Raw genomic sequence first — 19,660 nt, 5'->3', positions numbered from 1 at the left:
GAGTGCTAATATGCGTCTTTTTCTTGTAACTTTGCCTTATCGCAGATTACTTATTCCGCACTCAGATATGGATCAGGCTGGGATATAGCCACCCGTTTTGCTTTTGAGGAGTACAGCATGATCAGGACTATTCAAATCGATGGATTCAAATCGATAGCCACTGAGTCAGTTGACCTGGGCAGCGTTAACTGTTTTATCGGAGCCAATGGTGTAGGTAAAAGTAATATTCTTGAAGCAATTGGGGTCTTGGGTGCCGCAGCAAATGGCAAAGTGGATGATGAGTCTTTACTGCGCCGGGGTGTTCGACCCGGTATGCCGAGGTTATATAAAACTTCGTTTGATGGGCACAGAACACCTCCCGCCATCGGCCTTCGGGCTAGCTCTGATGGTGCAGAATATAGAGTGTCATTGCTGAATCCACTGGAAGCTCCTGAACCCGCCTGGACATACAAGACTGAGCATTTGTCTGAGGGAGGTCGAACCCTGATATCTGGAGGGGTACGGAACCGTGGGCACTTGTCAGCCACCGCTGGGCTGGCGGCTTTGAAAATGGCAGACATCCCACCGGAGACCGTAAGTGCGCAACTAATGCTAAGGCTTCAAAACTACGCGATCTATTCGCCAAACACTCCAGCATTGCGTGCAATGGCGGTGGATCCCCAATCTCGCAATCCCGTAGGTTTATCCGGTGGGCGATTGGCCGAGGCCTTTGCTGAGTTGCGTAAAGTCGTGCTAGAGCACGATGAAAGCTTGCTTGATGATGTTCTAGAGTTGATTGACTGGGTCGCAGATGTCGACACAACAACGTCTGCAGGGCAGATACTATCGCCGTCGGTGGCTCATAGTAAGTATCTGATGAAGTTCACTGATCGATTCATGGGGCGTAGCCGCAACGAGTTAACGGCCTATGATGCAAGTGAAGGAGCGCTTTATATCCTGTTCTGTGCAGTACTTTGTTTATCTCCCGTCGCTCCCAAAACTTTTGCTATAGACAACTTGGATCAGGCACTTAACCCTCGCTTACTGACACGACTGACCTCTAAACTTAAGTCTTGGTTAGCGCATGCTGATAACCAGCGTCAGATGCTGTTTACAGTTCATAATCCAGCAGTATTGGATGGCTTAGATTTGGATGACAATGAGGTAAGGCTATTTGTCGTTGAGCGTAATAACCATGGTCATACCTGTGTTCGTCGCATAGAGCTGAATGACGATCTGCGCGCTCTAAATGCAACATACCCTCTTTCTCGGCTTTGGTTGATGGGTAGTTTGGGGGCCGTGCCAAATGTCTAAGCCTTTGCAGATTGCCCTTGTAGCAGAAGGAGTTACCGATCTAGTCGTTATTGAGGCTGGCTTAAATGCCATCCTTGCGCACCGCCGAGACTTTAAACTAACTCTGTTGCAACCTGAGGAAACTCGCCCAGATATGGGCGGTGGTTGGGGTGGGGTGTTCAAATGGTGTAAGGAGTTTCGAGAGCGAGGATTTGCCTCTTTGGAGCATGATTCGACACTTTCGCTATTCGATCTGGTTATTGTGCATTTAGATGCCGATGTTGCAGACAAGAACTATGCAGACTGCGGCAGTGCTGTTGAGAACTATGCTCGTTCAGCATTATTGCCACCACTCCCTTGTTCATTACCCTGCCCACCTCCTGATGATACCGTCATGGTTTTAGAAAGAGTGCTACTAGGTTGGTTGGGTAGTATTGCAACAGGCAGCAAAAGTGTTGTTTGTATCCCCTCTAAGTCCACGGAAGCATGGGTGGCCGCTGCATGCTTACCGGTCGGTCATTCTGCTCACTATGGTCTCGAATGTAATGCTGATATGGAAGGCATATTGGCTAGGCTACCGAAATCGCTGCGTATTAAGAAAACTCGGCGAGAATATAGCCTCAAGGCCAGAACCATAACTGAAAACTGGCCGCAGATTGTTCAGCTATGTGTGCAAGCCGCACGTTTCCAACGAGATATCAATCTGTTACTGATTTAGACGATTGCAGCATCCCGGCCATCACCGCCACGTTATGGCGCAGATGCCCCGCATTAAGCGTGCCGATGATCACAGAGGTGACGCCGGGACGGGCAAAGATCAGCTCAAAGCTGGCCTGCACCGGGTCTTGTCCCGGCTGCAGACAGACATGGCCGGAGGCCAGCGCCTTCTTGATCAGGATGCCCTTGTCGTGGCTGGCCGCATAGTCAATGACCGGCTGTTCATCCTGCTGATGGAGGTTGAGGGTGACCATGGCGCAGTCGCTCTGTTGCAGCGCCAGCAGGCCACCTTCCACCGTCTTGCTGGAGATACCGGTGGCGCGCAGCTTGCCCTGCTGCTTCAGCTCATTCAGCACCTGCAGTGAACCGTAACGCTGGATATTGTCGACGTCGTTACCGTCGGAATGCAGCAGCATCAGATCAATCACATCGGTGTTCAGTCGCAGCAGTGAGCGCTCCACCGACATGCGGATATGCTCCGATGTATAGCAGTAGCTGGACTCGCCGTCGCTGAACTCTTCCCCCACCTTGGAGCAGATCAGCCACTGCTGTCGCTGGCCACGCAGCAGGGTGCCGAGGCGCAGTTCACTGCTGCCATAGGCGGGGGCGGTATCCAGCAGATTGATGCCCAGCGCCTGTGCTTCGGCCAGCAGGTTAAGAGCAGTACGGTCATCAGGCAGCTCAAACCCGGCGGGATATTTCACCCCCTGATTACGGCCCAGTTTGACGGTGCCAAAACCCATCGGCGATAGCATCAGACCGGTCTGGCCAAGAGGGCGGCGCGGCAGATCATGCAGAGTATCAGTGGTCATTTGGCTGCTCCTGTGGCTCACAGTAACTGATCCCAGATGGGCAGGCTGACGTCCGGCTCGGGCAGTCCGGCAGGTAGCGTGACCACTTCACCGCTGGGGGCGGGCAACATGGCCAGTACCTGATCACTCAGATCGGCAGACAGCGCCAGCTTGGTCGGCCAGCAGACGATCATTTCACCGACTGCCTGAGCATAGGCGGTATCGGGACGCACCAGACCGGACTGCCTGGGCTCCGCACGGTTGATGGGCAGGGTGGCCCACTCTGCGGCACCCAGATCGACCCAGGGCAACAGCTTACCGACGACTTCGCGGGCATGGGCGATCTGCTCAGTGGCGCTGCGCTCAACGCCGCTTTCGGCCACTTCACCACCGATATACCAGACCTGACTGCCATCCTGATGAGGATGGGTGGTAATGGTCGCCAGTGGTTTGCTGCTGGCACCGATACAGTGGGCATAAATGGGATGAGGGTAGCGATGCTTGGCCATTACCATCTGCAGGGGGCGGCGCTGCATGGGGATATCCAGCCCCAGCTGCCGGGTCAGGGCCTCGGTACCTTCACCTGCGGTCAGGACGGTACGTCTGGCACGAATCTGCAGATCGCCGTCTGTCAGTGTCCATACGCCATCGCTGAAGATCAGATTGTCACCGGCACGTGCCCTGAGCTGACGGCCGGGCAGACGCAGGGCGCGCAGGACGGAAGGGACATCCAGCACGATTTCGTTCAGACGATAGAGGCTGCCGCGAAACGCCGGATCCTGAAAAATGGCGGGTTTGTCGGCGTCCGGGGTATCCACCCGGCCGCGCAGCGCCTTGCTGGCGAAGAAGCTGGTGAGCTTGCCGCCAAGACTGCCGCTGGACCACATATAGTGAGCGTCACTTAGCTGCCGTGCCGCGCGCAGATCGACATCGCCTTCCCCCCGTAGGGCGGCCTGCCAGCGGCCGGGCATGGCGGCGATGGCATTGGCGGCCTGTGTCAGCATGCCGTTCAGCGCGTACTTGGTGCCGCCATGAATAATGCCCTGAGAACAGACGCTCTGCTTGCCGCCCAGGGTATCGGCTTCCACCAGTACGGTGGCATAGCCCTGACGATGCAGCCGGTTCTGCAGCCACAGGCCTGCGATGCCGCCGCCAATAATCAGTACGTCCAGGTCCAGGGTAGTCATAGCCAGTCATCTGCCTCGGAAAAACAGGGCACAAGACTACCAAAGTTAGGGCGGTGGCCAAAATCGCAAGCAGACAAAGTGGCGCAGTCGCACGTCGGTCAGTCAGAGCAGGCAGGGTTTCCCCTTGCTGGGGCTGGCTCTTCGCGGTATGTTGCCGGGCATCACGGATGATGAACACTTTTTGACCCCGGCGGACTGCCAGCAGGATGGCTGAGCGCCTCCCTTCCCCCATGACGTCGATGTCGACTGTTCAGCTGCTGTTCCGCGATCCGCACGTGCTCAGGCACGTTTTCTGGCTTTATCCGGGCAACAAGGACAGACCGATGGCCAAGCTCTATCGCAATAATCGCGCTCCATTAGGCAACAAGATCACACTGGTGGCGGGCAACAGCCTGCCGATCAAGGTGGAAGGACTGGGCAGCAACCGCCGCCATATCGTTCTCAAAAGCCGTAATCCACAATTGCTGACGGTCTCCGCCGTACAGGTCAATGACCGGATGCTGGAGCAGTCACTGCGCATCGAGGTGCGTCGCGATGGCATCGTCACCAGCCAGCGTACCTTCGTCGACGCTTTCCTCAATGACGGCACTCCTACACTGACCAAAAAAGACCAGACCACGGCACCGCTGGAGGTGGAAGTACTCCCCGAGATCAGGCTGCCGGCAGACAGTACCGAGGTAGGTATGCTGACGCGGATGCTGCTGGTGGAGAATATTACGCCGGGTTTACCGGGTTACAGCAGTAGTGAGGTTGAAGAATGCATGAAGTGGATGCGGTTTGTATTCATAAACAGAATGCAACTAGGGTCGGAGTTCTTTGGTGCTGGAAAGAATATCAATAATTTAGTCGAATTTGTTAAGGCGCCAAATCAAGTCGAAGGTTTTTCCAATTATCCGAAACTCTCCACTGTGCTAGGTGATAATCTGGCCAGATATATTGCGATAGCCAATGATGGAACTCATGTGAAAAACAAAGCATTTAGAGACTACATTGCACTGGCTGTTGCTACTGCACGCTTAAGTGAAAGTGAGCTTGGAAAAGATCCCTGTACTACCAAATTGTATGCGTGGCGCACTAGTGGTGCTGCATCTCCGGGGAAGAATTTTGTTCTATTTTCCAGTAAAGGCGGGCAGGATTTTTACACGTTGACAGAATTTTTTATTAAAGATTCAGGTAAGGGTAGTAAGTGACATGGCGTTTTGTCTTTTATTTAAAAAGTATAGTTTACTTTTTTCTTATCTTATCTTCTCTTTGATGCTTAACACTGCATTTGGCAGTGATATACCCAGTTCTCCATTTAGTGATGAAAATCAACCTGCAAGCCGTTTTGATACATCAGCAAACAGCTATTTTTCTTTTCCAGAGCCCTCTATTCAGGCAAGAATTGCCAGATCGAGTAAGAATGATCAGACAAATCATTTCTGCATTGTTGGCTACCAGTGGAGTAATGGAAACATGCAGGTCTGGGTGCACTGGCAAGAACAGAAGGAGATTATCCTTTGGCAAGGGGGCGATGATGAAGAAACACAGATTGCCAGCATGGCATTAGCGAGGAAAGAGCTCGTGTTGGGGCGGGATACGGTCAAATCCAAAGAGGAAGTCAACGGCAGCTCCTATCTGATTACTGCATCAGCGTGGCATGACATAGTGAATGATTGTGCAAAGAATGGCAGACAGTTCACTATTGACCCCTTTGTCAGCAATAACTGAAGCTCAGTGTCGGTAATGCAAAATGGCCCGGAGGAAAACCGGGCCATTTTTATGTTAGGTGGTATGACAAGATCGTTCTTTCACCTTGTTTTCCTGCTTGTGCTGTTAATAAACATGCGTGGATTACCTGTCAGTCTGGTTTGTATTCCTGGCGTACTACCGGCTCAGACAGCCCGGGATCAAATTTCGTCTTTTTTGCAGATAAAGGTGGCCAGACGTTTTATACGCTCTCTGATAGTTTTCTCTCTAAGGCAAAAAAATAATATGCGGTGGAAGAAAATGAATAATGTCCGTTGTTATATTTTGTGCACTGTTGCCGCCTTTTTCTCCAGCATCAATGTCAGTAAGGCTGATCAGTTACCCGATGTTTTCAATAAAAGTGCCAAAGAAAGAGTGGTTCTTTCAACTCAGCCGTATTTTACCCGGCCACAATCAGCGATTGCTGAGCTGATAGCGCTTTATGAAGAGAATGGAAAAACTAATCATCTTTGCACGGTAGGGTATCGCTGGGATGATGGGCATATCATTGCCTTTGCTCACTGGCAGGAAGCAAAGATGCTGGCGCTGTGGGAAGGTACGGTAGATGAGGACCGACCGGATACCAGTCTGGCGTTGTCCCGGCGTCACTGGATCTTCGGAAAAGATACCGTCAAAACACAAGCCGACATCAACGGCAGCACCTATTTAGTTACTGAGAAATATTGGCAAACGATTGCTGCTGACTGCGAGAAAAACGGCGAACAATATACGGTCGCCTCTTTTGCACTAAACAGCAGCGAATAGTAAATGCACGCAGGTGCTGGGGCGGGATACGGTCAAATCCGAAGAGGAAATCAATGGCAGTACCTATCTGATTACTGAGTCAGCGTGGCATGACATCGTGAATGATTGCGCCAGGAAGGGTCAGCCATTCACCATCTCGGCCACCCTCCGCCAGCTCCATCTCATCTGCCCTTATTCAGCCCGCCTTTGCCAGATGTTTGCACATCAATACGGCACTCATACTGCTGCCATCGGCCAGTGACTGGGTGGCCGCGCTGACTGACATATAGCCCTGATGGCGGTAGAAGTGCTCCGCGTTATATGAGGCATACAGCTCCAGTACGCTCACGCCACTCTGATAGCACTGTTCTTCCACCGCCCTGAGCAGACTGACACCCACACCCTGGCCGCTGCAACCGGGATCGACATACAGCGCCTGCAGTCTGGACTGGGCCGGTAGCGCCAGCACAAACCCCACGATGAGCCCCGTTGCTGACAGGGCCACCTGACAGACTGTGCTGTCCTTGTCGACCAGATGGGCCAGCCAGGCACAACGATACTCATCCGGTTCAGGTGACCAGGAAGACAGGATGTCGGCAGCGTAGTGCGTCGGGGAGATGGCGTGCACCGCAGCATAGTGCACCGCCACCATAGCGGTGGCGTCGTCAGCGGTAGCGGGGCGGAGCTGGAAGGCAGGTGGAGTCATGGCAGGCGCCTGTTGAGAGGGCAAAAGGATGGCATAAAGCACGATCGGGTTTTACAAGGCAAGAAAGAAGCGCTTTTTATCTTTGCTGGTGGCCCCCAGACGCTGATAGAACCTGACCGCACTGTGGTTATCGGCAGGTGTCTGCCATTGCAGATGAGTGCAGCGCAGCTGTCTGGCCAGCTGTTTGAGCTGCTCGACAAACTGATACCCCAGCCCATGACCACGATGGCTTTCACTGATGTAGAGGCAGTCCATATGCAGGAAATAGTCCGCATCCCAGGTGGAGAACTCGCGGGTTGCGCTGGCATAGCCCGTCAGCGTATCGCCTTCGACCGCTACCAGCACAAATAGGGCGGGTTGCGTGCTCCAGATGGCTGCCTCCAGTTGCGCCTGCTTCCCCGCAGGGTCATAAGTCGCGCCTTCATAGCGGGCATGGTCGCCACACAATACCAGCAGCTGTGGTAAATCCTGCCGTTCAACGGTCCGAATCACGCCTGTCTCCTGCGTTGTTTTGGTTCTGTTACTGCTGATCAGTTGTCAGGGCGCTGATCAGGTCAGGCAGTTGCGCCATATCGGCCAGTGGCAGGGTGCCCATCTGCTGCAGGCTGACGCGCTGCTCGCCATAACCCACGACGGTCATCCCGGCGCGCAGACCGGCTTCGGCACCAAAGGGGCTGTCTTCCACTACCAGGCAGGCGGCGGGCTCAATGCCCAGTTGTGCGGCGGCATGCAGATAGAGTGCGGGGTCGGGCTTATGACGGTCGAGATCGTAGGCACTGTAGAGGTGTTCGCCAAAGTGATGACGCAGGCCGGTGCTGTCGAGGTTGATCAGGATTTTTTCCATCGGCCCGTTGGAGGCCACGGCCCGTGGCAGGGTCAAGCGTTCAAGGGCACTGTGGATACCGGGGATGGGTTGCAGCTGCTGGCGCAGCAGCACGTATTCACGCTGGCGGAACTGCTCTAGAAAATCGCCGGGTAGCGGGCGTTGCAGCCATTCAGCGACATTGTCCAGACATTCGCTCATGCGCTGGCCGGACACAGAAATCAGGCGCTGGCCGAGATCATGTTCGATACCCAGCTCAGTAATCATGGTCAGCAGCAAGCCCTTGGAAAGAGGCTCGCTGTCGACCAGTACCCCATCACAATCAAATAACACTGCCTGAATTTTCACCCCGTACTCCTTGTCGTGGTTGAGCGGTCATTATCATCGACAAGGAGTACGGTGAGCGTCAAGGCAGGTGGGCATGCCTACTGATGATGGTGATCAGTCACTGAGCATGCCCAGATCATGCTTTTTTTTCTTTTTCTTGTCCTTTTTGTCTTTGCCACCCTTGTCCTTTTTCTTCTTCTCCGCCTTGGCCGGTGCGCTTTCCTCTGCCTCACTGACGGTCTCGGTGGCGGTCACCGCACAGCTGGCCAGCACGTCTTCGATATGGGCGCTCAGGCTGTCATCAAGGCTGACCGTTTCACCGCTGAGCAGGGCGCTGAGCTGATAGGGGCCAAGCAGGCTGCTGAGCAGATAGGCACCCTGATCGCTGTTCACCGGGCAGCTGAGGCCAAGGCTCGCCAGCACAATAGCAAGATGGCTGGTGGTGGCCTGCAGACCCTGCGTATTCAGTGCCTGCGCCAGTGCCGGATTGGTTTCGCTGATGGCGGCACGGGTCAGCGCCAGGGTGGCGGGGCTGAGCCAGAAGGCCAGCACGGCGCGCAGATGCACGGGCAGCACGGCCGCATCGCTGACACTGGCGCTGAGCAGAGGGGTCAGGTGCTGGGCAATATGCTGCTCAATCAGCTGCACGAACAGCCCTTCACGGTTGCCGAACCAGGAATACAGGGTTTCTTTGGAAGCGCCGGCATCTCGGGCAATGGCCAGCATGCTGGTGGCGGTGTAACCCTGGCTCTGCAGCAGATCAAGGGCGGTGCTGAGGATGGCCTGACGGCGCTCCTGCTGAGCTTCGGCTGTTGAAGCTGCTGCCGGGGTTCGGCTGGCGGCCGGTTTGGTTGACCGGGTACGGGGTTTGGCCGGTGTTGCCGTCGCAGCTGGCGTGGTGGTCGCTGTCGTTGTTGTGGTTTTCTTGCGGGTAGCCATCAAATACTCCATTTATTCGGGCTGTGGAGTGGCGCTGGACCCTGAGGCTTATCTCGCTATCAGCCTGTGGTTGCGACAGGTCTGCCACTCTTGTTGTGATTGCGGTCGCCATGGTGCCGATCTGGCTGCTCACGATGGCGTACCCGTGAGTCTAGTATTGTTGCTGACATAGTTCAGTGTCATTTTGATGACAGTCATCAAAATGGCCAGAAAGGGTGCGCAGGCTGGCATTGGCCTGTGTATATAAACTGCAGTACATCATTACTTCATGTTGAGTTAATTCATGCTGAGTTAATTCATGACTGATAGTCAGGGAGCTGATATGACCATAATGGCAGGTACGCCATTTCATCTGCCGTATGGCAATGGCCGGGTAGTGGGTGACCGCCTTGGGCGCGTGCCACAGGTGTTGTGCCTGCACGGTGCGGGGCAAAGCCATCGCGGGCGATTTCACTGGCTGCGAGAGGCGTTGTGGCAGCGTGGTATCGGCTCGCTGGCGCTGGATATGCCGGGGCACGGTGACAGTGCCGGAGTGTTGAAGCAGTCCAGTCTGCGTGAGCGGACCGGGCAGGCGCTACGGGTGCTGGCCACCCAACCCTGGGCGGCGCCGCTGACGGTGGTCGGTGCCAGCATGAGTGGCTACACCGCACTGCGGCTGAGTACGGCAGTGCCGGTCGCCAATCTGGTGCTGATGGTCCCTGCCGCCTACCACCGCGATGCTTACAGTATGCGTTTCGATCAGGGCTTTACCGGGCTGATCCGTCAGCCCGGCAGCTGGCAGTATTCCGATGCGTGGGAGCGGCTGCAGGCATTTCGCGGCAATCTGTTATTACTCAGCGGGCAGGAGGATGAGGTGATTCCGACGGAGGTGTTGCAGCGCTATGAGCAGCATGCCCGACAGGCGGCCAGTGTGACGCACCTGCGCTTTGCCTGTGGTCACCAGCTCAATGGCTATCTGGCGCAGATGCCTGCAGCGGCGCAGCAGGTCATTGAACAGATAGCGGGGTGGTATAGCTGAGTGTGAGCCTGTTCTGGTACGTCATGTTTACGGCTCGCGGAAACTCTGGTGCAGGGCCCGGGCCACCGGATAGAACAGATAGGAAATCATCCGCCGCTCACCCACCTGAATATCGGCGGTAGCGGTCATACCCGGGCGCAGGGCGAAACTGGGCGGCACATCAAACAGCTGCTGGCCGTCGATACGGATACGGGCGCGGTACATGGCCTCTTCCGGGGCCTGGCGGTTATTGCCTTTGACTGAGTCGGCACTGAGGTAAGTCAGGGTGCCGGTGAGGATGCCGTGGCGTACCGAGGGCAGGGTATCGAGGCGAATCTGTGCCGGGTCGCCGACCTTGATCTGGCCGATATCACTGGGGCTGATGGCCACTTCAAACTCCTGTGCTGCCTTGTCGGGGACGATCTCGAACAGGGTTTCCGCCGGGCGAATCACCGCCCCGGGGTTTTGCAGGGCAATACTCTGCACGATGCCATCGGCGGGGGCACGCAAAGCCACCAGCCCGGCGTTGCGGTCCTGCTTGGTCAGCTGGGCCTGTAACTGGGTGAGCTGGCGCTGCAGATCACTCATGTCGGATTCATTCTGCGCCTGCCACTGGGCTCGAAAGGCCTGCAGTTGCGCCTGTTTGGCGGCCAGCTGCTTGCTGTTGCTCTGGATCGAGGTGCGGGTCGCCTGGGTGTCCTTTTCCACTTCGCTAAGGGACTGCGCCGCCTTCAGGTATTCCAGCCGGTATACGCCATCACGCTGATAGGCTTCCTTTTCACGCTGATACTGGTCCTGTTTGAGGGCGGTGAACTCTTTGCTCAGTTTGAGTTGCTGCTGCTGGTCCTTGAGTGCCTGTTTTTGCCCCTGCAGCTGGCTGTCGAGGGCGGCGATGTCATTGCGATAACTGTCAACGCTGGCCTCATACTGGCGCTGCCGTACCTGATACAGGGTGGCCTGCCGCGCCTGCTCCTGCGCATCGCTGCTGAACACGGGGGCGTCAGCCTCGGGGTGATCCTGCCACTGCTGTTCGGCTGCCAGCCGGGCCATCTGCGCCTGAGCAGCGTTTAGCTGCTGGCGCACACTGTGCTGGTCGGCTTCGGCCACCGAGGGATCGAGCAGGGCCAGCAGCTGCCCCTGTCTGACGGCTTCACCTTCCTGCACCTTCACTTCTTTCAGCAGTGCCTGATCAAAACTCTGCACCACCATGGTCGGCACATCGGTGATCAGCCTGCCATGGCCGCTGATCACGGTCTGGGTTTTTGCCACGGCCGCCCAGGCAATCAGGCTCAGCAGCGCCGCACACAGGACCGGTACGGTCCAGCGCAGCAGCTGCGGCGCTTCATGCTGTTGCAGCAGCAGGTAGTCGGGGTTGAAGGCGCTGATCTGTGGCTCGGTAGCCGGTAGCAGTGAGGTGCTAGCCGCAGGTGCTGCCGTGGCGGCGGGCGTGATACGGGCCTGCTCCAGCAACTGCCGGGCGTAGTCGGCATCTTCCGCCATGCGGGCGATGATGGTATCGCGGTCGATAATCTGCAGGCGCGTCAGGGTTTCCGCCACGGCGTTGTAACGGCGTGGGTTGAGAGCAACCAGCTCGCTGTCGGCCAGCAGACTGCCAGCACCCAGACTGTCGCCGACGTCCACCTCGTCGCCATTGGGGCGCATCAGCGCCACCCGACCACTGACGATGCGATAGGCCTCGCGTGGGGCGCTGTCGAGGGCGTAGATCAGCTCGCCGGGGGCGAATTCCAGCAGGGGTGTGTCCCTGCTGTCGGCGTGATCGTCAACAGGAGAAATGATGGTAGGCACGGGTTGTGGTGCGTTCATGGCTTACCCCTGAGGATGCTGGATGCGCCACAGGCCGCGGTACAGGGCACAGCGTGACAGCAAGGTGGCGTGAGGAGCGAGGTCGAGCAGGCGACCCTGGTTGAGCACGGCGATCTGATCCATATCAGTCAGCATCGACAGGCGGTGGGAAATCTGGATCACGGTACGCTCGCGGCTGATTTGCTGCAGGCTCTTGCGGATCGCCGCTTCACTTTCCGGATCGAGGGCGCTGGTCGCCTCATCGAGAATCAGAATGCGCGGGTTGACCAGCAGCGCGCGGGCCAGTGCCAGCCGCTGGCGCTGGCCGCCGGACAGATTACCGCCGTGTTCTTCCAGCGGCGTGTCGTAGCCCTGTGGCAGCTGTTCAATGAATTCGTGGGCCTGCGCCTGTTTAGCCACCTGAATCACCTCATCCAGACTGGCCCAGGGCCGTGCCTTGGCGATGTTGTCGCGCACGGTGCCGCGGAACACCATGGCCTCCTGACTGACTACGCTGATCTGCCCGCGCAGGTGGCTGGCGTCGTACTCGCGCACGTCCTGACCGTCGATACGTACCAGACCGCTGCCCGGCTCCAGCAGGCCCAGCAGCAGCCTGACCAGTGTTGATTTGCCGGAACCACTGCGGCCGACGATGCCGAGGCTCTGCCCGGCCTTGAGCGACAGGCTGAGCTGGTCCAGCGCCGGACGCTGGCGGTCGGGGTAGCAGTAACTGAGATTGTCGATATCGATCTGGCCGCGAACCGGGCTGGTCAGGCCGCCTTCCTTCTGTTGCGCCGGTGCCTGATTAAGCAGGCGGGCGAGCATGCCCAGCGAGATGCTGGTCTGCTGGAACTTGCTCAGCAGCTGTACCAGCTGCACCAGCGGCGACGTCACCCGGGCAGACATGATGTTGAAGGCAATCAGGGCACCGGCGGTGAGCTGGTTGTCGAGCAGCAGCTGGGTGCCGACCCACATGCACACCACGTACATCAGTTTCATCAGCAGCTGGCTGACTTCACCGGCCAGCACCGTACGGCGACCGATCAGGTACTGCAGACGGGTAGCCTGCGCCGAGCTTTCCAGCAGCTGGCGTTGCTGGGTGGATTCCAGCGCCAGTGATTTGACCGTCTCGATGCCCTGAATGGTTTCGGTCAGCAGCGCCTGACGGGCGGATTCCGCCTCATACAGACTGACCAGCCGTGGTTTGTTGCTCCAGGCGCTGATCAGGGTAGTCAGGGCGATCAGGGCAGAAAACACCAGAACGATCAGGGTCAGCTGCCAGCTGAAGAAAAACAGGGTGGGCAGGATCACCACCAGCGCCAGCAGCTCGATCAGGGTCAGTAGCAGGTTGCCGGTGAAGAACTCGCGGATCTGCTGAGTCTGCTGAATATGCTTGACCAGCGTACCGGCCGCGGTGCGCTGGAACAGCCCCAGTGGCAGCTGCAGCAGGCGGCGGAAGCTGAAGGCAGTGGCACGCATATCCAGCCGGCTGGTGGCATGCAGCAACAACAGGCTGCGCAGGCCGCCGAACAGGGCATTGAACAGCAGGGCAATCAGCACTCCGGCAAACAGCACATGCAGGGTGTCGAGATTGTGGTAGGTGATGACCTTGTCGAACACCACCTGGGTGAAGATCGCCGGGGTAAAGGCCAGCACCTGCAGAAACAGCGCCAGCAGAATGACCTGAGTGAACAGCCCGCGCTGCTGACCGATTTCGGCGACGAACCAGTGCCAGCCAAAACGGGTGCTGGCCTGCTCGCGGCTTTCATCGCGCTTGAGCAGCAGCGCCTGCCCGGTGTAGGCCTGCTCGAAACGTTCGCGCGGCAGCCAGGTCAGGGCCACATCGGCCGACAGCGGGTCGAGAATCTGCACCTGCTCCTCGCCATCGACATGGCGGACGTTGACCACCAGTACCGACAGGCCATTGCGCAGCCGGGCAATCAGCGGCAGGGCATCGCTGGCCTTGAGCAGCGCACGCCAGTCCAGACTCAGGGCGCTGGCCTTGAGACCGAGCGCGGTGGCAATACCGGCCAGCGCCGGATAGGCCACTTCGGCATCGGTGATGGCATGGTCACGCTTGAGCTTTTCCACCGTGGTGGTGTGCCCCAGCTGGCGACCGGCCAGTACCAGACATTTCAGCGCTGAGTCCATGGAGTGTTCACTGCCTGTTTACAAAAGTTAAAGGGGTTTGTCGTCCTGCTGCGTTGCGTCGTTCAGCTGTGCTGAACCACGGCGGCGATCAGGCAAAGTTAGCGCTGCCCTGGGCACGCTGTACCGGTGGCGGGCTGTCCTGCTCCGCGCCGATCTGCAGCAGGGTCTCGTCAGCCGGCTGGCGGCGCTGCAGCAGGCCCTTGCCTTCCATCTGGCGCACCAGCTTGTCGAGGGTGTTGTACATCTGCAGAAAACCTTCCGGTGAGACCACCAGCCGTTCCACCACTTCGCGGGGTGGTTTGTTCTGCTCGTCACGGGCGCCGGCGGTGTAGCTGAACAGATCCATGCGGATCAGGCCGGAGACGATGGAGACTTCCTGGATACCGTCGATCAGTGTCTGTTTCATGGTCAGTGCTCCTGAATCAGGGAGTGGGGGTGCTTAGTGCCAGCGCCAGAGGCGCCGCCGGGTGAGCCGTAGCGGATGTGCTGGCCAGCGCGGCAGGCTGGATCGCCAGCAGCTGCTGTTGAATCTGTGCGGGCAGCTGCTGCCAGTACTGGCGCAGCTGCTGCTGTGAGCTGCTGGCGGACTCGGCCGCTCCGGCCAGGACCGCCGCAGGCACCAGCTGGATACCGCTGGCCTGCAACAGCTGCCAATAAGCCTGCAGCATGTCCTGACGGGCCTGATTGGCCGTCACCTGAGCCTGAATGGCCTGCACTTCAGCCCGGGCCCGGTCCAGCTCATCGTCTTCGTAGAAGGGCGTACGGGTGCGGCGGATGGCGGCGATATGCTCGGCAGCAGCGGCGCGCTGCTGACTTTCCAGCCAGCTGTCATGGCTCATCTGCAGGGCTTCCCGTGAGAGCCGTACCTGCTCGACAGTGAGATAACCCAGCGCCAGCTGTTTCAGCTCCAGCTGCTGTTGCTGCAGCACGATCTGCTTGTGCTGGACCACGGCAGACACCAGCCCGAGCAGATTGAACGCCAGGCTGAAGCCGTGCTGCTGCCAGCTGGGCGGGTCGAGGTTGATGTCGGTGTCGTATTCCCTGGCGTAGAACAGCTGCAGCCCCGGCAGGGCGCTGGTCCAGGCCATCCGCGCCTGTTCCCGCAGCAGCCGGGCCTGAATGTCGTTCTCGCGCAGATCATTGCGGAAGTAGAGGGCGTGCTGCTCCAGCTGATCTTCCGGTACACCCAGCAGGGCGCTGACCAGATCGGCTGCCGGCAGGCTGGTGTCATCGGTGGCAATCTGCACACGACGACCGGCACTGGCCAGCTGGGTGCCGAGGTTGCTGGCAGCCTTGTCGCCACGCAGGCGGGTGGTGCGAATCTGTGATTTCAGTGCCAGCAGGGTGTCGGCGTACTGCGCCAGCACCAGCGGGTCACGCAGCTGTGCCTGCTGCAGGCGTTGCAGCAATGCCTGAGTGCTGTCGATGCTGGCATCCGCGCGGTCCAGTGCGGCGGCCTGCTGCTGAAAATCGGCCAGTTGCTGCCATGCCACCAGGGTGTCACTGGCGACCTGATCGGCGGTGTCCTGATAGCGCTGGCGGTAGACCAGCTGGCGCTCACCGGCCTGCTGGGCTTTCAGCCATTGTCCGGCCAGTGCCAGTACGTTCCATGACACCTGCGCGGCGTAACTCTTACGGTTGAGCGGGTCGCTGCTGTCTTCCACCCGGTCGCGCAGGGTGTAGCCCGCCTGCACGCTGAAGTCGGGCAGCATCTGCAGCCGTGCCATGTCCAGCTCACCGCTGGCCAGCAGGGTGTCGAGGGCACTGACCTTGAGGCTGAGGTTGTTGTGCAGGGCGACGCTGACCGCCGCCGCGGCATCCAGCGGGGCTGCGGGCAGTTGTCCCTGCAGGGCTGGCATGGCCTGCTGCTGGCGGGCGACCCTTTGCTGCACATCCGCGGTGAGCGGCGCCACTTTCCCGGCACAGGCACTGAGCAGCAGGCTGGCAAGCAGCATGGCGGCAGGGCGCAGGCAGGCAGGAACGGTGGTGTGGTGCATGGTGAGACCCCTGTTAGCTAGAACGGCTTGCCGATCTTGCTGCAGCGGTCACTGGCGGTGGAAAAGCCGGTCGGCCTGCCCGTTCAGCTGGGCTAAACGGCATAGCGCGGTGCTTTTCGCCTTAGCGGACGCTGGCGCGTGAGATCGTGAGCTCGTTCGGGAACCCGTTACCGCTTCCGTAGAAGCGGTGGATGGGCGTCATACTAGGTGGGTCTCGGCGTGGGAACCAATTACAGTTTTGTCATGGAACGGCACGGTTTTCTGTCGGTTTTCCGTGCCTTCGGGGGCGGGCAGGGCGGGTAAGGTGAGGCGGAAACAGGCTTCGCCCGGCTCGGCGTGGAGCAGCACCAGATCGCCACCGTGGGCGCGGGCAATCTCGCGGGCAAGACCGAGACCGAGGCCGAGTCCATCCACCCGTCGTTCACCGCCCTGGCGGGCGATCTGCTGGGCACGGGGCATATCCGGTGTGCCCCCGTGGCGCCGTTCCGGCTGGGTGACGGTGGTGGGTATGCGGTAGAAGCGATCAAACAGGTGGTCACGAAACTCAATAGCGATACCCACCGAGGCGTTAGCCAGATCAAGGCACCAGAGATCACCCTGCCGGTGCGCCACCAGCCTGATCCAGCCTTCGGGCCGGCCGTATTTGATGGCATTGCTGATGAGGTTGTGGAACACCTGCCGCAGCAGGTCCGGGTCACCGCTGATCACCAGAGGACGCGGTACCTGCCAGTCAAAGTCGCGCTCTGGCGCGGCCATGGAGTAGTCCTCTTCCAGCTCCTCCAGCATGGCGTAAAGGTCAATGGGGCCTCGTTGCAGCGGCAGTCGTCCGGCGTCGGCCTGTGCCAGCAGCAGCAATTTGCCGATGATGGCATGCAGACGATGCGTCTCCTCCAGCAGTTTGCTCAGGGTGCTCTGCAGCGCTGAACCATCCGGCGCCTGTTGCAGTGCCTGTTCCAGCCCGGCATGGAGAATCATCATCGGTGTTTTCAGCTCGTGGGCGGCGTCACCGGAGAAGCGTTTGGCCTGATGGAAGCTGCGCTCCAGCCGTTCCAGCAGGGCGTTGAAGACGGCCACAATGGCTGCAAACTCGCGGTCATTATCAGCGTCTGACAGACGCTGGGTCAGATCAGCCACGTCGATACTGGCAATGTTGTCGCTGAGGTGACTGACCGAGCGCAGTGCCCGTCCCGCTACCACCCAGGCACCGAGCAGCATCAGCAGCAGCGCCGGTGGTACTACGATCCACAGCTGGCTGAGACTGATCAGCAGCTGGGTGCGCACCAGATCAAGATTCACCCCGGCGTAGACCTTCCACGCCGGATGCTCGATACCGCCCATGCGCCAGCGCACGCCGTCCACTTCGACCGTGCGCATGTCCACCTTCAGGTCTTTGTAGTACGGCGGCGCGGGGATGCGGTCCAGCTGCTGCTGTTGCATCTGGCCGTGGGGTACAAAGTTCCGTTCTTCATCGTAGGGAGGTGGCCGGTCAGCAGGCTGTGGGCGTTCTGCTCCGGCGGCTGGGGGCGGTGGGCTGGCCGGTCGCGAAGAGGGCTGACGGACATGAATGCTGGCCACCGGCGGCAGCTGCTCGGGTTGCAGATGCACGGGCCAGGTCTCGCTGCGAAAGGCCACCTCACGGTTCTGATCAAGGGCCAGCAGTAATACCCGCTGTGAGTCAGTGTTGGCCGGGGTGTAGCCACTGAAGGCGCCATCGAGCTGCTGGTAAATCGTTGGCCATACCTGACGGGGCAGGCGGCGGGACAGCTCGCCGGCGAATTCGGCGTACAGTGCGCCATCGATCTGCTGCAGCCGCTGCTGCAACAGGATATGCCAGGTCATGGCGGTGAAGATGGCCAGACTGAGCAGGGTAAGCAGCGCCGCCTGAAGGGCGACGCGCAGGCGAAAGGAGCGCAGGCGCAGGCTGGGAAATTTCACATCGAGCCATCCGGTTTGTTCAGACGGTAACCGACCCCCCTTATGGCTTCGATGGGGGTAGCACCCGTTTGTTCCAGTTTCTTACGTATGCGCCGGATGCAGACGTCCACCACGTTGGTCTGGGGGTCGAAGTCATAACCCCAGACATGTTCGAGAATCTGGGTGCGGGTAAACACCCTGCCGGGAGAACGCATCAGGTACTCCAGCAGGTTGAATTCGCGACCGGTCAGCTCGATCACTTCACTGCCGCTGCGGACTTCGCGGCTGAGGCGGTCGAGGGTGAGGCCTCCCAGACTCAGGGTGTTCTGCCGCTCACCAGTGGCTCGTCGCAGCAAGGCCAGCATGCGGGCCACCAGCTCTTCCACGTAGAAGGGCTTGGCGAGGTAATCGTCGGCACCGAGGTTGAGACCTTCGATACGGTCATCCAGCTCGTTGCGGGCGGTCAGCAGAATCACCGGCGTGGTGCTGCCCTGTTTGCGCAGTGCCTTGAGAATCGACAGGCCATCACGCCCCGGCACCATGATGTCGAGCAGAATGACATCGAAGGTGCGGGTGCTGGCGTAGTCCATGCCGGTGTTGCCATCGGCACAGTGATCGACACGAAAGCCCTGTTCTTTCAGACCTGCACAAACAAATTCAGCGATACGTTGTTCATCTTCGATCAGCAAAACATTCATTGGCTGAGTCGGGCTCCAGATATGTCGGTATGGCTCTGTACATCGCAATGACGGGGCTGACCGGCAGATTCTGGTGCCTGTCCGTCTGCTGTCGGGCCTTGTGCTCGCAGCAGAACGGACTGCAGTTATCTTGCCGCAGAAGTCGCCCCGTCTTCGATGACATTTTTGTCATCATTATGCACAGAATCATGTCATCCACACGCGTTTTACTGACCCTGCCAGATAACCAGAAGGGGACAGGGGATGGACTACGCAGCCAGTGTGCAATGGCTCGGAACAATGCGCGAAGACGGCGCGCACAACGCCAGTCAATTCGGCTTCGAGCTGGCCTGTGCGGTGGCTGCCCAGCCTGGTGGCCGCCGCCTGCTGCGCTGCCTGCAACCGCAAACCGGCGCGTTACAGTGGCTGCTGACCTTTGCTGGCGAACAGCCGCTGCAGCAGTTTTTCGATGACAGCCACGATCTCTGGTTCAGCCATTTCAGCCAGCTGACCAGCAGTGAATCCCCGACCACCCTGCGTACCCTGCTCAGCAGTTACCGCCAGCCTTTGCGTCAGGCGCGGGTGCTGCTGCAGTTCATCTTTCCGCTGCGCCAGAGCGCCCGCCTTGAGCACCTCGCCGACCAGCTGATCCCGGCGGTACAGGAAGCCCAGCACTATGCCGGTTTTATTGGTGCCGAAGTGCTGCTCAACGTGCAGGACAACAGCCTGCAGTTGCTGCTGTTCTGGCACGACAGCCAGGGTTGCCAGCGCTACACCGCCGACAAGCCCGCCATTATCACCCGCGCCATCGAGCAGCTGGCGGCGGTGATGTACAAGCCCCAGGCCTTCGTGGTGCTGGGCGTCAGCGGCGGCACACAGTGATTGTT

At 58.8% G+C, this 19,660-nt stretch carries 19 protein-coding genes; 7 read left to right on the top strand and 12 right to left on the bottom strand.

From position 1 onward, the window contains the following. The first annotated feature begins 117 nt into the window (after nt 1–117). Entirely contained in the window at nt 118–1,293 is a 1,176-nt protein-coding gene (locus tag QCD60_RS08705; protein ID WP_279784325.1) for an AAA family ATPase, read from the top strand. Next, the gene (locus QCD60_RS08700; RefSeq protein ID WP_279784323.1) at nt 1,286–1,990 is read left to right on the top strand and encodes a hypothetical protein; all 705 of its coding nucleotides are present in this window, start codon (nt 1,286–1,288) and stop codon (nt 1,988–1,990) included. The genes QCD60_RS08705 and QCD60_RS08700 overlap by 8 nt, the downstream gene beginning before the upstream one ends. Here QCD60_RS08700 and QCD60_RS08695 read toward each other — a convergent pair. Both QCD60_RS08695 and QCD60_RS08690 read right to left on the bottom strand, forming a co-directional pair. After that, complete coding sequence (locus QCD60_RS08695; protein ID WP_279784322.1) at nt 1,971–2,801, bottom strand: aldo/keto reductase; 831 nt, start codon at nt 2,799–2,801, stop codon at nt 1,971–1,973. The two genes, QCD60_RS08700 and QCD60_RS08695, sit on opposite strands and share 20 nt — an antisense overlap. A 17-nt stretch (nt 2,802–2,818) precedes the next feature. Next, entirely contained in the window at nt 2,819–3,967 is a 1,149-nt protein-coding gene (locus QCD60_RS08690; RefSeq protein WP_279784320.1) for an FAD-dependent oxidoreductase, read from the bottom strand. 323 nt (nt 3,968–4,290) lie between these two features. Here QCD60_RS08690 and QCD60_RS08685 point away from each other — a divergent pair, with 323 nt between their 5' ends. From QCD60_RS08685 to QCD60_RS08675, 3 genes are read left to right on the top strand one after another with little or no spacing between them, the layout of a single operon-like run. Next, entirely contained in the window at nt 4,291–5,157 is an 867-nt protein-coding gene (locus QCD60_RS08685; protein WP_279784318.1) for a hypothetical protein, read from the top strand. Between the two features lies 1 nt (nt 5,158). Then, nucleotides 5,159–5,677 carry a hypothetical protein gene (locus QCD60_RS08680; RefSeq protein WP_279784316.1) on the top strand — a complete coding sequence of 173 codons (519 nt, stop codon included), beginning with the start codon at nt 5,159–5,161 and terminating at the stop codon, nt 5,675–5,677. A gap of 15 nt (nt 5,678–5,692) precedes the next feature. Next, nucleotides 5,693–6,460: a hypothetical protein gene (locus QCD60_RS08675; RefSeq protein WP_279784314.1), complete on the top strand. Its 768-nt coding sequence runs from the start codon at nt 5,693–5,695 to the stop codon at nt 6,458–6,460. Between the two features lie 175 nt (nt 6,461–6,635). Here the strand turns inward: QCD60_RS08675 and QCD60_RS08670 are convergent, their stop codons facing one another. The 4 genes from QCD60_RS08670 to QCD60_RS08655 form a co-directional block, all read right to left on the bottom strand. Further along, complete coding sequence (locus QCD60_RS08670; protein WP_279784311.1) at nt 6,636–7,145, bottom strand: GNAT family N-acetyltransferase; 510 nt, start codon at nt 7,143–7,145, stop codon at nt 6,636–6,638. A 51-nt stretch (nt 7,146–7,196) separates the two neighbouring features. Next, entirely contained in the window at nt 7,197–7,637 is a 441-nt protein-coding gene (locus tag QCD60_RS08665) for a GNAT family N-acetyltransferase (protein WP_279784309.1), read from the bottom strand. A gap of 28 nt (nt 7,638–7,665) precedes the next feature. Continuing rightward, nucleotides 7,666–8,316: an HAD family hydrolase gene (locus tag QCD60_RS08660; RefSeq protein WP_279784307.1), complete on the bottom strand. Its 651-nt coding sequence runs from the start codon at nt 8,314–8,316 to the stop codon at nt 7,666–7,668. Between the two features lie 93 nt (nt 8,317–8,409). Continuing rightward, nucleotides 8,410–9,234, bottom strand: coding sequence for a TetR/AcrR family transcriptional regulator (locus tag QCD60_RS08655; RefSeq protein ID WP_279784305.1), 825 nt, complete (start codon nt 9,232–9,234; stop codon nt 8,410–8,412). 322 nt (nt 9,235–9,556) lie between these two features. On the opposite strand from QCD60_RS08655, the gene QCD60_RS08650 reads away from it, so the two are divergent. Beyond that, nucleotides 9,557–10,252, top strand: a complete 696-nt coding sequence (locus QCD60_RS08650; RefSeq protein ID WP_279784303.1) for an alpha/beta fold hydrolase — start codon at nt 9,557–9,559, stop codon at nt 10,250–10,252. Between the two features lie 27 nt (nt 10,253–10,279). On the opposite strand, the gene QCD60_RS08645 is transcribed toward QCD60_RS08650, so the two are convergent. From QCD60_RS08645 to QCD60_RS08620, 6 genes are all read right to left on the bottom strand, one after another. Next, the gene (locus tag QCD60_RS08645; RefSeq protein ID WP_279784301.1) at nt 10,280–12,055 is read right to left on the bottom strand and encodes an HlyD family type I secretion periplasmic adaptor subunit; all 1,776 of its coding nucleotides are present in this window, start codon (nt 12,053–12,055) and stop codon (nt 10,280–10,282) included. Nucleotides 12,056–12,058: 3 nt separating this feature from the next. After that, nucleotides 12,059–14,185 (bottom strand): peptidase domain-containing ABC transporter, encoded by a 2,127-nt coding sequence (locus QCD60_RS08640; RefSeq protein ID WP_279784299.1) that lies wholly within the window; start codon nt 14,183–14,185, stop codon nt 12,059–12,061. Between the two features lie 88 nt (nt 14,186–14,273). Continuing rightward, nucleotides 14,274–14,591 (bottom strand): hypothetical protein, encoded by a 318-nt coding sequence (locus QCD60_RS08635; RefSeq protein WP_279784298.1) that lies wholly within the window; start codon nt 14,589–14,591, stop codon nt 14,274–14,276. A gap of 16 nt (nt 14,592–14,607) precedes the next feature. Next, complete coding sequence (locus QCD60_RS08630) at nt 14,608–16,182, bottom strand: TolC family protein (protein ID WP_279784296.1); 1,575 nt, start codon at nt 16,180–16,182, stop codon at nt 14,608–14,610. 198 nt (nt 16,183–16,380) lie between these two features. Further along, on the bottom strand, nt 16,381–18,117 hold the full coding sequence (locus tag QCD60_RS08625; RefSeq protein ID WP_279784294.1) for an ATP-binding protein: 1,737 nt from the start codon (nt 18,115–18,117) through the stop codon (nt 16,381–16,383). Further along, the gene (locus QCD60_RS08620; protein WP_279784292.1) at nt 18,114–18,794 is read right to left on the bottom strand and encodes a response regulator transcription factor; all 681 of its coding nucleotides are present in this window, start codon (nt 18,792–18,794) and stop codon (nt 18,114–18,116) included. Before QCD60_RS08620 ends, QCD60_RS08625 begins: the two co-directional genes overlap by 4 nt. 243 nt (nt 18,795–19,037) lie before the next feature. Here QCD60_RS08620 and QCD60_RS08615 point away from each other — a divergent pair, with 243 nt between their 5' ends. Continuing rightward, on the top strand, nt 19,038–19,655 hold the full coding sequence (locus QCD60_RS08615) for a hypothetical protein (RefSeq protein WP_279784290.1): 618 nt from the start codon (nt 19,038–19,040) through the stop codon (nt 19,653–19,655). The last annotated feature ends 5 nt before the right edge of the window (nt 19,656–19,660 follow it).

It is taken from the genome of Pokkaliibacter sp. MBI-7 (assembly GCF_029846635.1).
GTDB lineage: Bacteria > Pseudomonadota > Gammaproteobacteria > Pseudomonadales > Balneatricaceae > Pokkaliibacter.
Note: the sequence above shows the minus strand (reverse complement) of the source record. Positions and strands in the feature narration are given on the sequence as shown.

Bases quoted from the DNA above. Each gene is read 5' to 3' on its own strand.
- QCD60_RS08635 (WP_279784298.1), bottom strand. From the start codon at position 14,591: ATGAAACAGACACTGATCGACGGTATCCAGGAAGTCTCCATCGTCTCC.
- QCD60_RS08645 (WP_279784301.1), bottom strand. From the start codon at position 12,055: ATGAACGCACCACAACCCGTGCCTACCATCATTTCTCCTGTTGACGAT.
- QCD60_RS08670 (WP_279784311.1), bottom strand. From the start codon at position 7,145: ATGACTCCACCTGCCTTCCAGCTCCGCCCCGCTACCGCTGACGACGCC.
- QCD60_RS08640 (WP_279784299.1), bottom strand. From the start codon at position 14,185: ATGGACTCAGCGCTGAAATGTCTGGTACTGGCCGGTCGCCAGCTGGGG.
- QCD60_RS08685 (WP_279784318.1), top strand. From the start codon at position 4,291: ATGGCCAAGCTCTATCGCAATAATCGCGCTCCATTAGGCAACAAGATC.
- QCD60_RS08700 (WP_279784323.1), top strand. From the start codon at position 1,286: ATGTCTAAGCCTTTGCAGATTGCCCTTGTAGCAGAAGGAGTTACCGAT.
- QCD60_RS08690 (WP_279784320.1), bottom strand. From the start codon at position 3,967: ATGACTACCCTGGACCTGGACGTACTGATTATTGGCGGCGGCATCGCA.
- QCD60_RS08705 (WP_279784325.1), top strand. From the start codon at position 118: ATGATCAGGACTATTCAAATCGATGGATTCAAATCGATAGCCACTGAG.
- QCD60_RS08650 (WP_279784303.1), top strand. From the start codon at position 9,557: ATGACCATAATGGCAGGTACGCCATTTCATCTGCCGTATGGCAATGGC.
- QCD60_RS08620 (WP_279784292.1), bottom strand. From the start codon at position 18,794: ATGAATGTTTTGCTGATCGAAGATGAACAACGTATCGCTGAATTTGTT.
- QCD60_RS08630 (WP_279784296.1), bottom strand. From the start codon at position 16,182: ATGCACCACACCACCGTTCCTGCCTGCCTGCGCCCTGCCGCCATGCTG.
- QCD60_RS08655 (WP_279784305.1), bottom strand. From the start codon at position 9,234: ATGGCTACCCGCAAGAAAACCACAACAACGACAGCGACCACCACGCCA.
- QCD60_RS08695 (WP_279784322.1), bottom strand. From the start codon at position 2,801: ATGACCACTGATACTCTGCATGATCTGCCGCGCCGCCCTCTTGGCCAG.
- QCD60_RS08675 (WP_279784314.1), top strand. From the start codon at position 5,693: ATGCAAAATGGCCCGGAGGAAAACCGGGCCATTTTTATGTTAGGTGGT.
- QCD60_RS08615 (WP_279784290.1), top strand. From the start codon at position 19,038: ATGGACTACGCAGCCAGTGTGCAATGGCTCGGAACAATGCGCGAAGAC.
- QCD60_RS08680 (WP_279784316.1), top strand. From the start codon at position 5,159: ATGGCGTTTTGTCTTTTATTTAAAAAGTATAGTTTACTTTTTTCTTAT.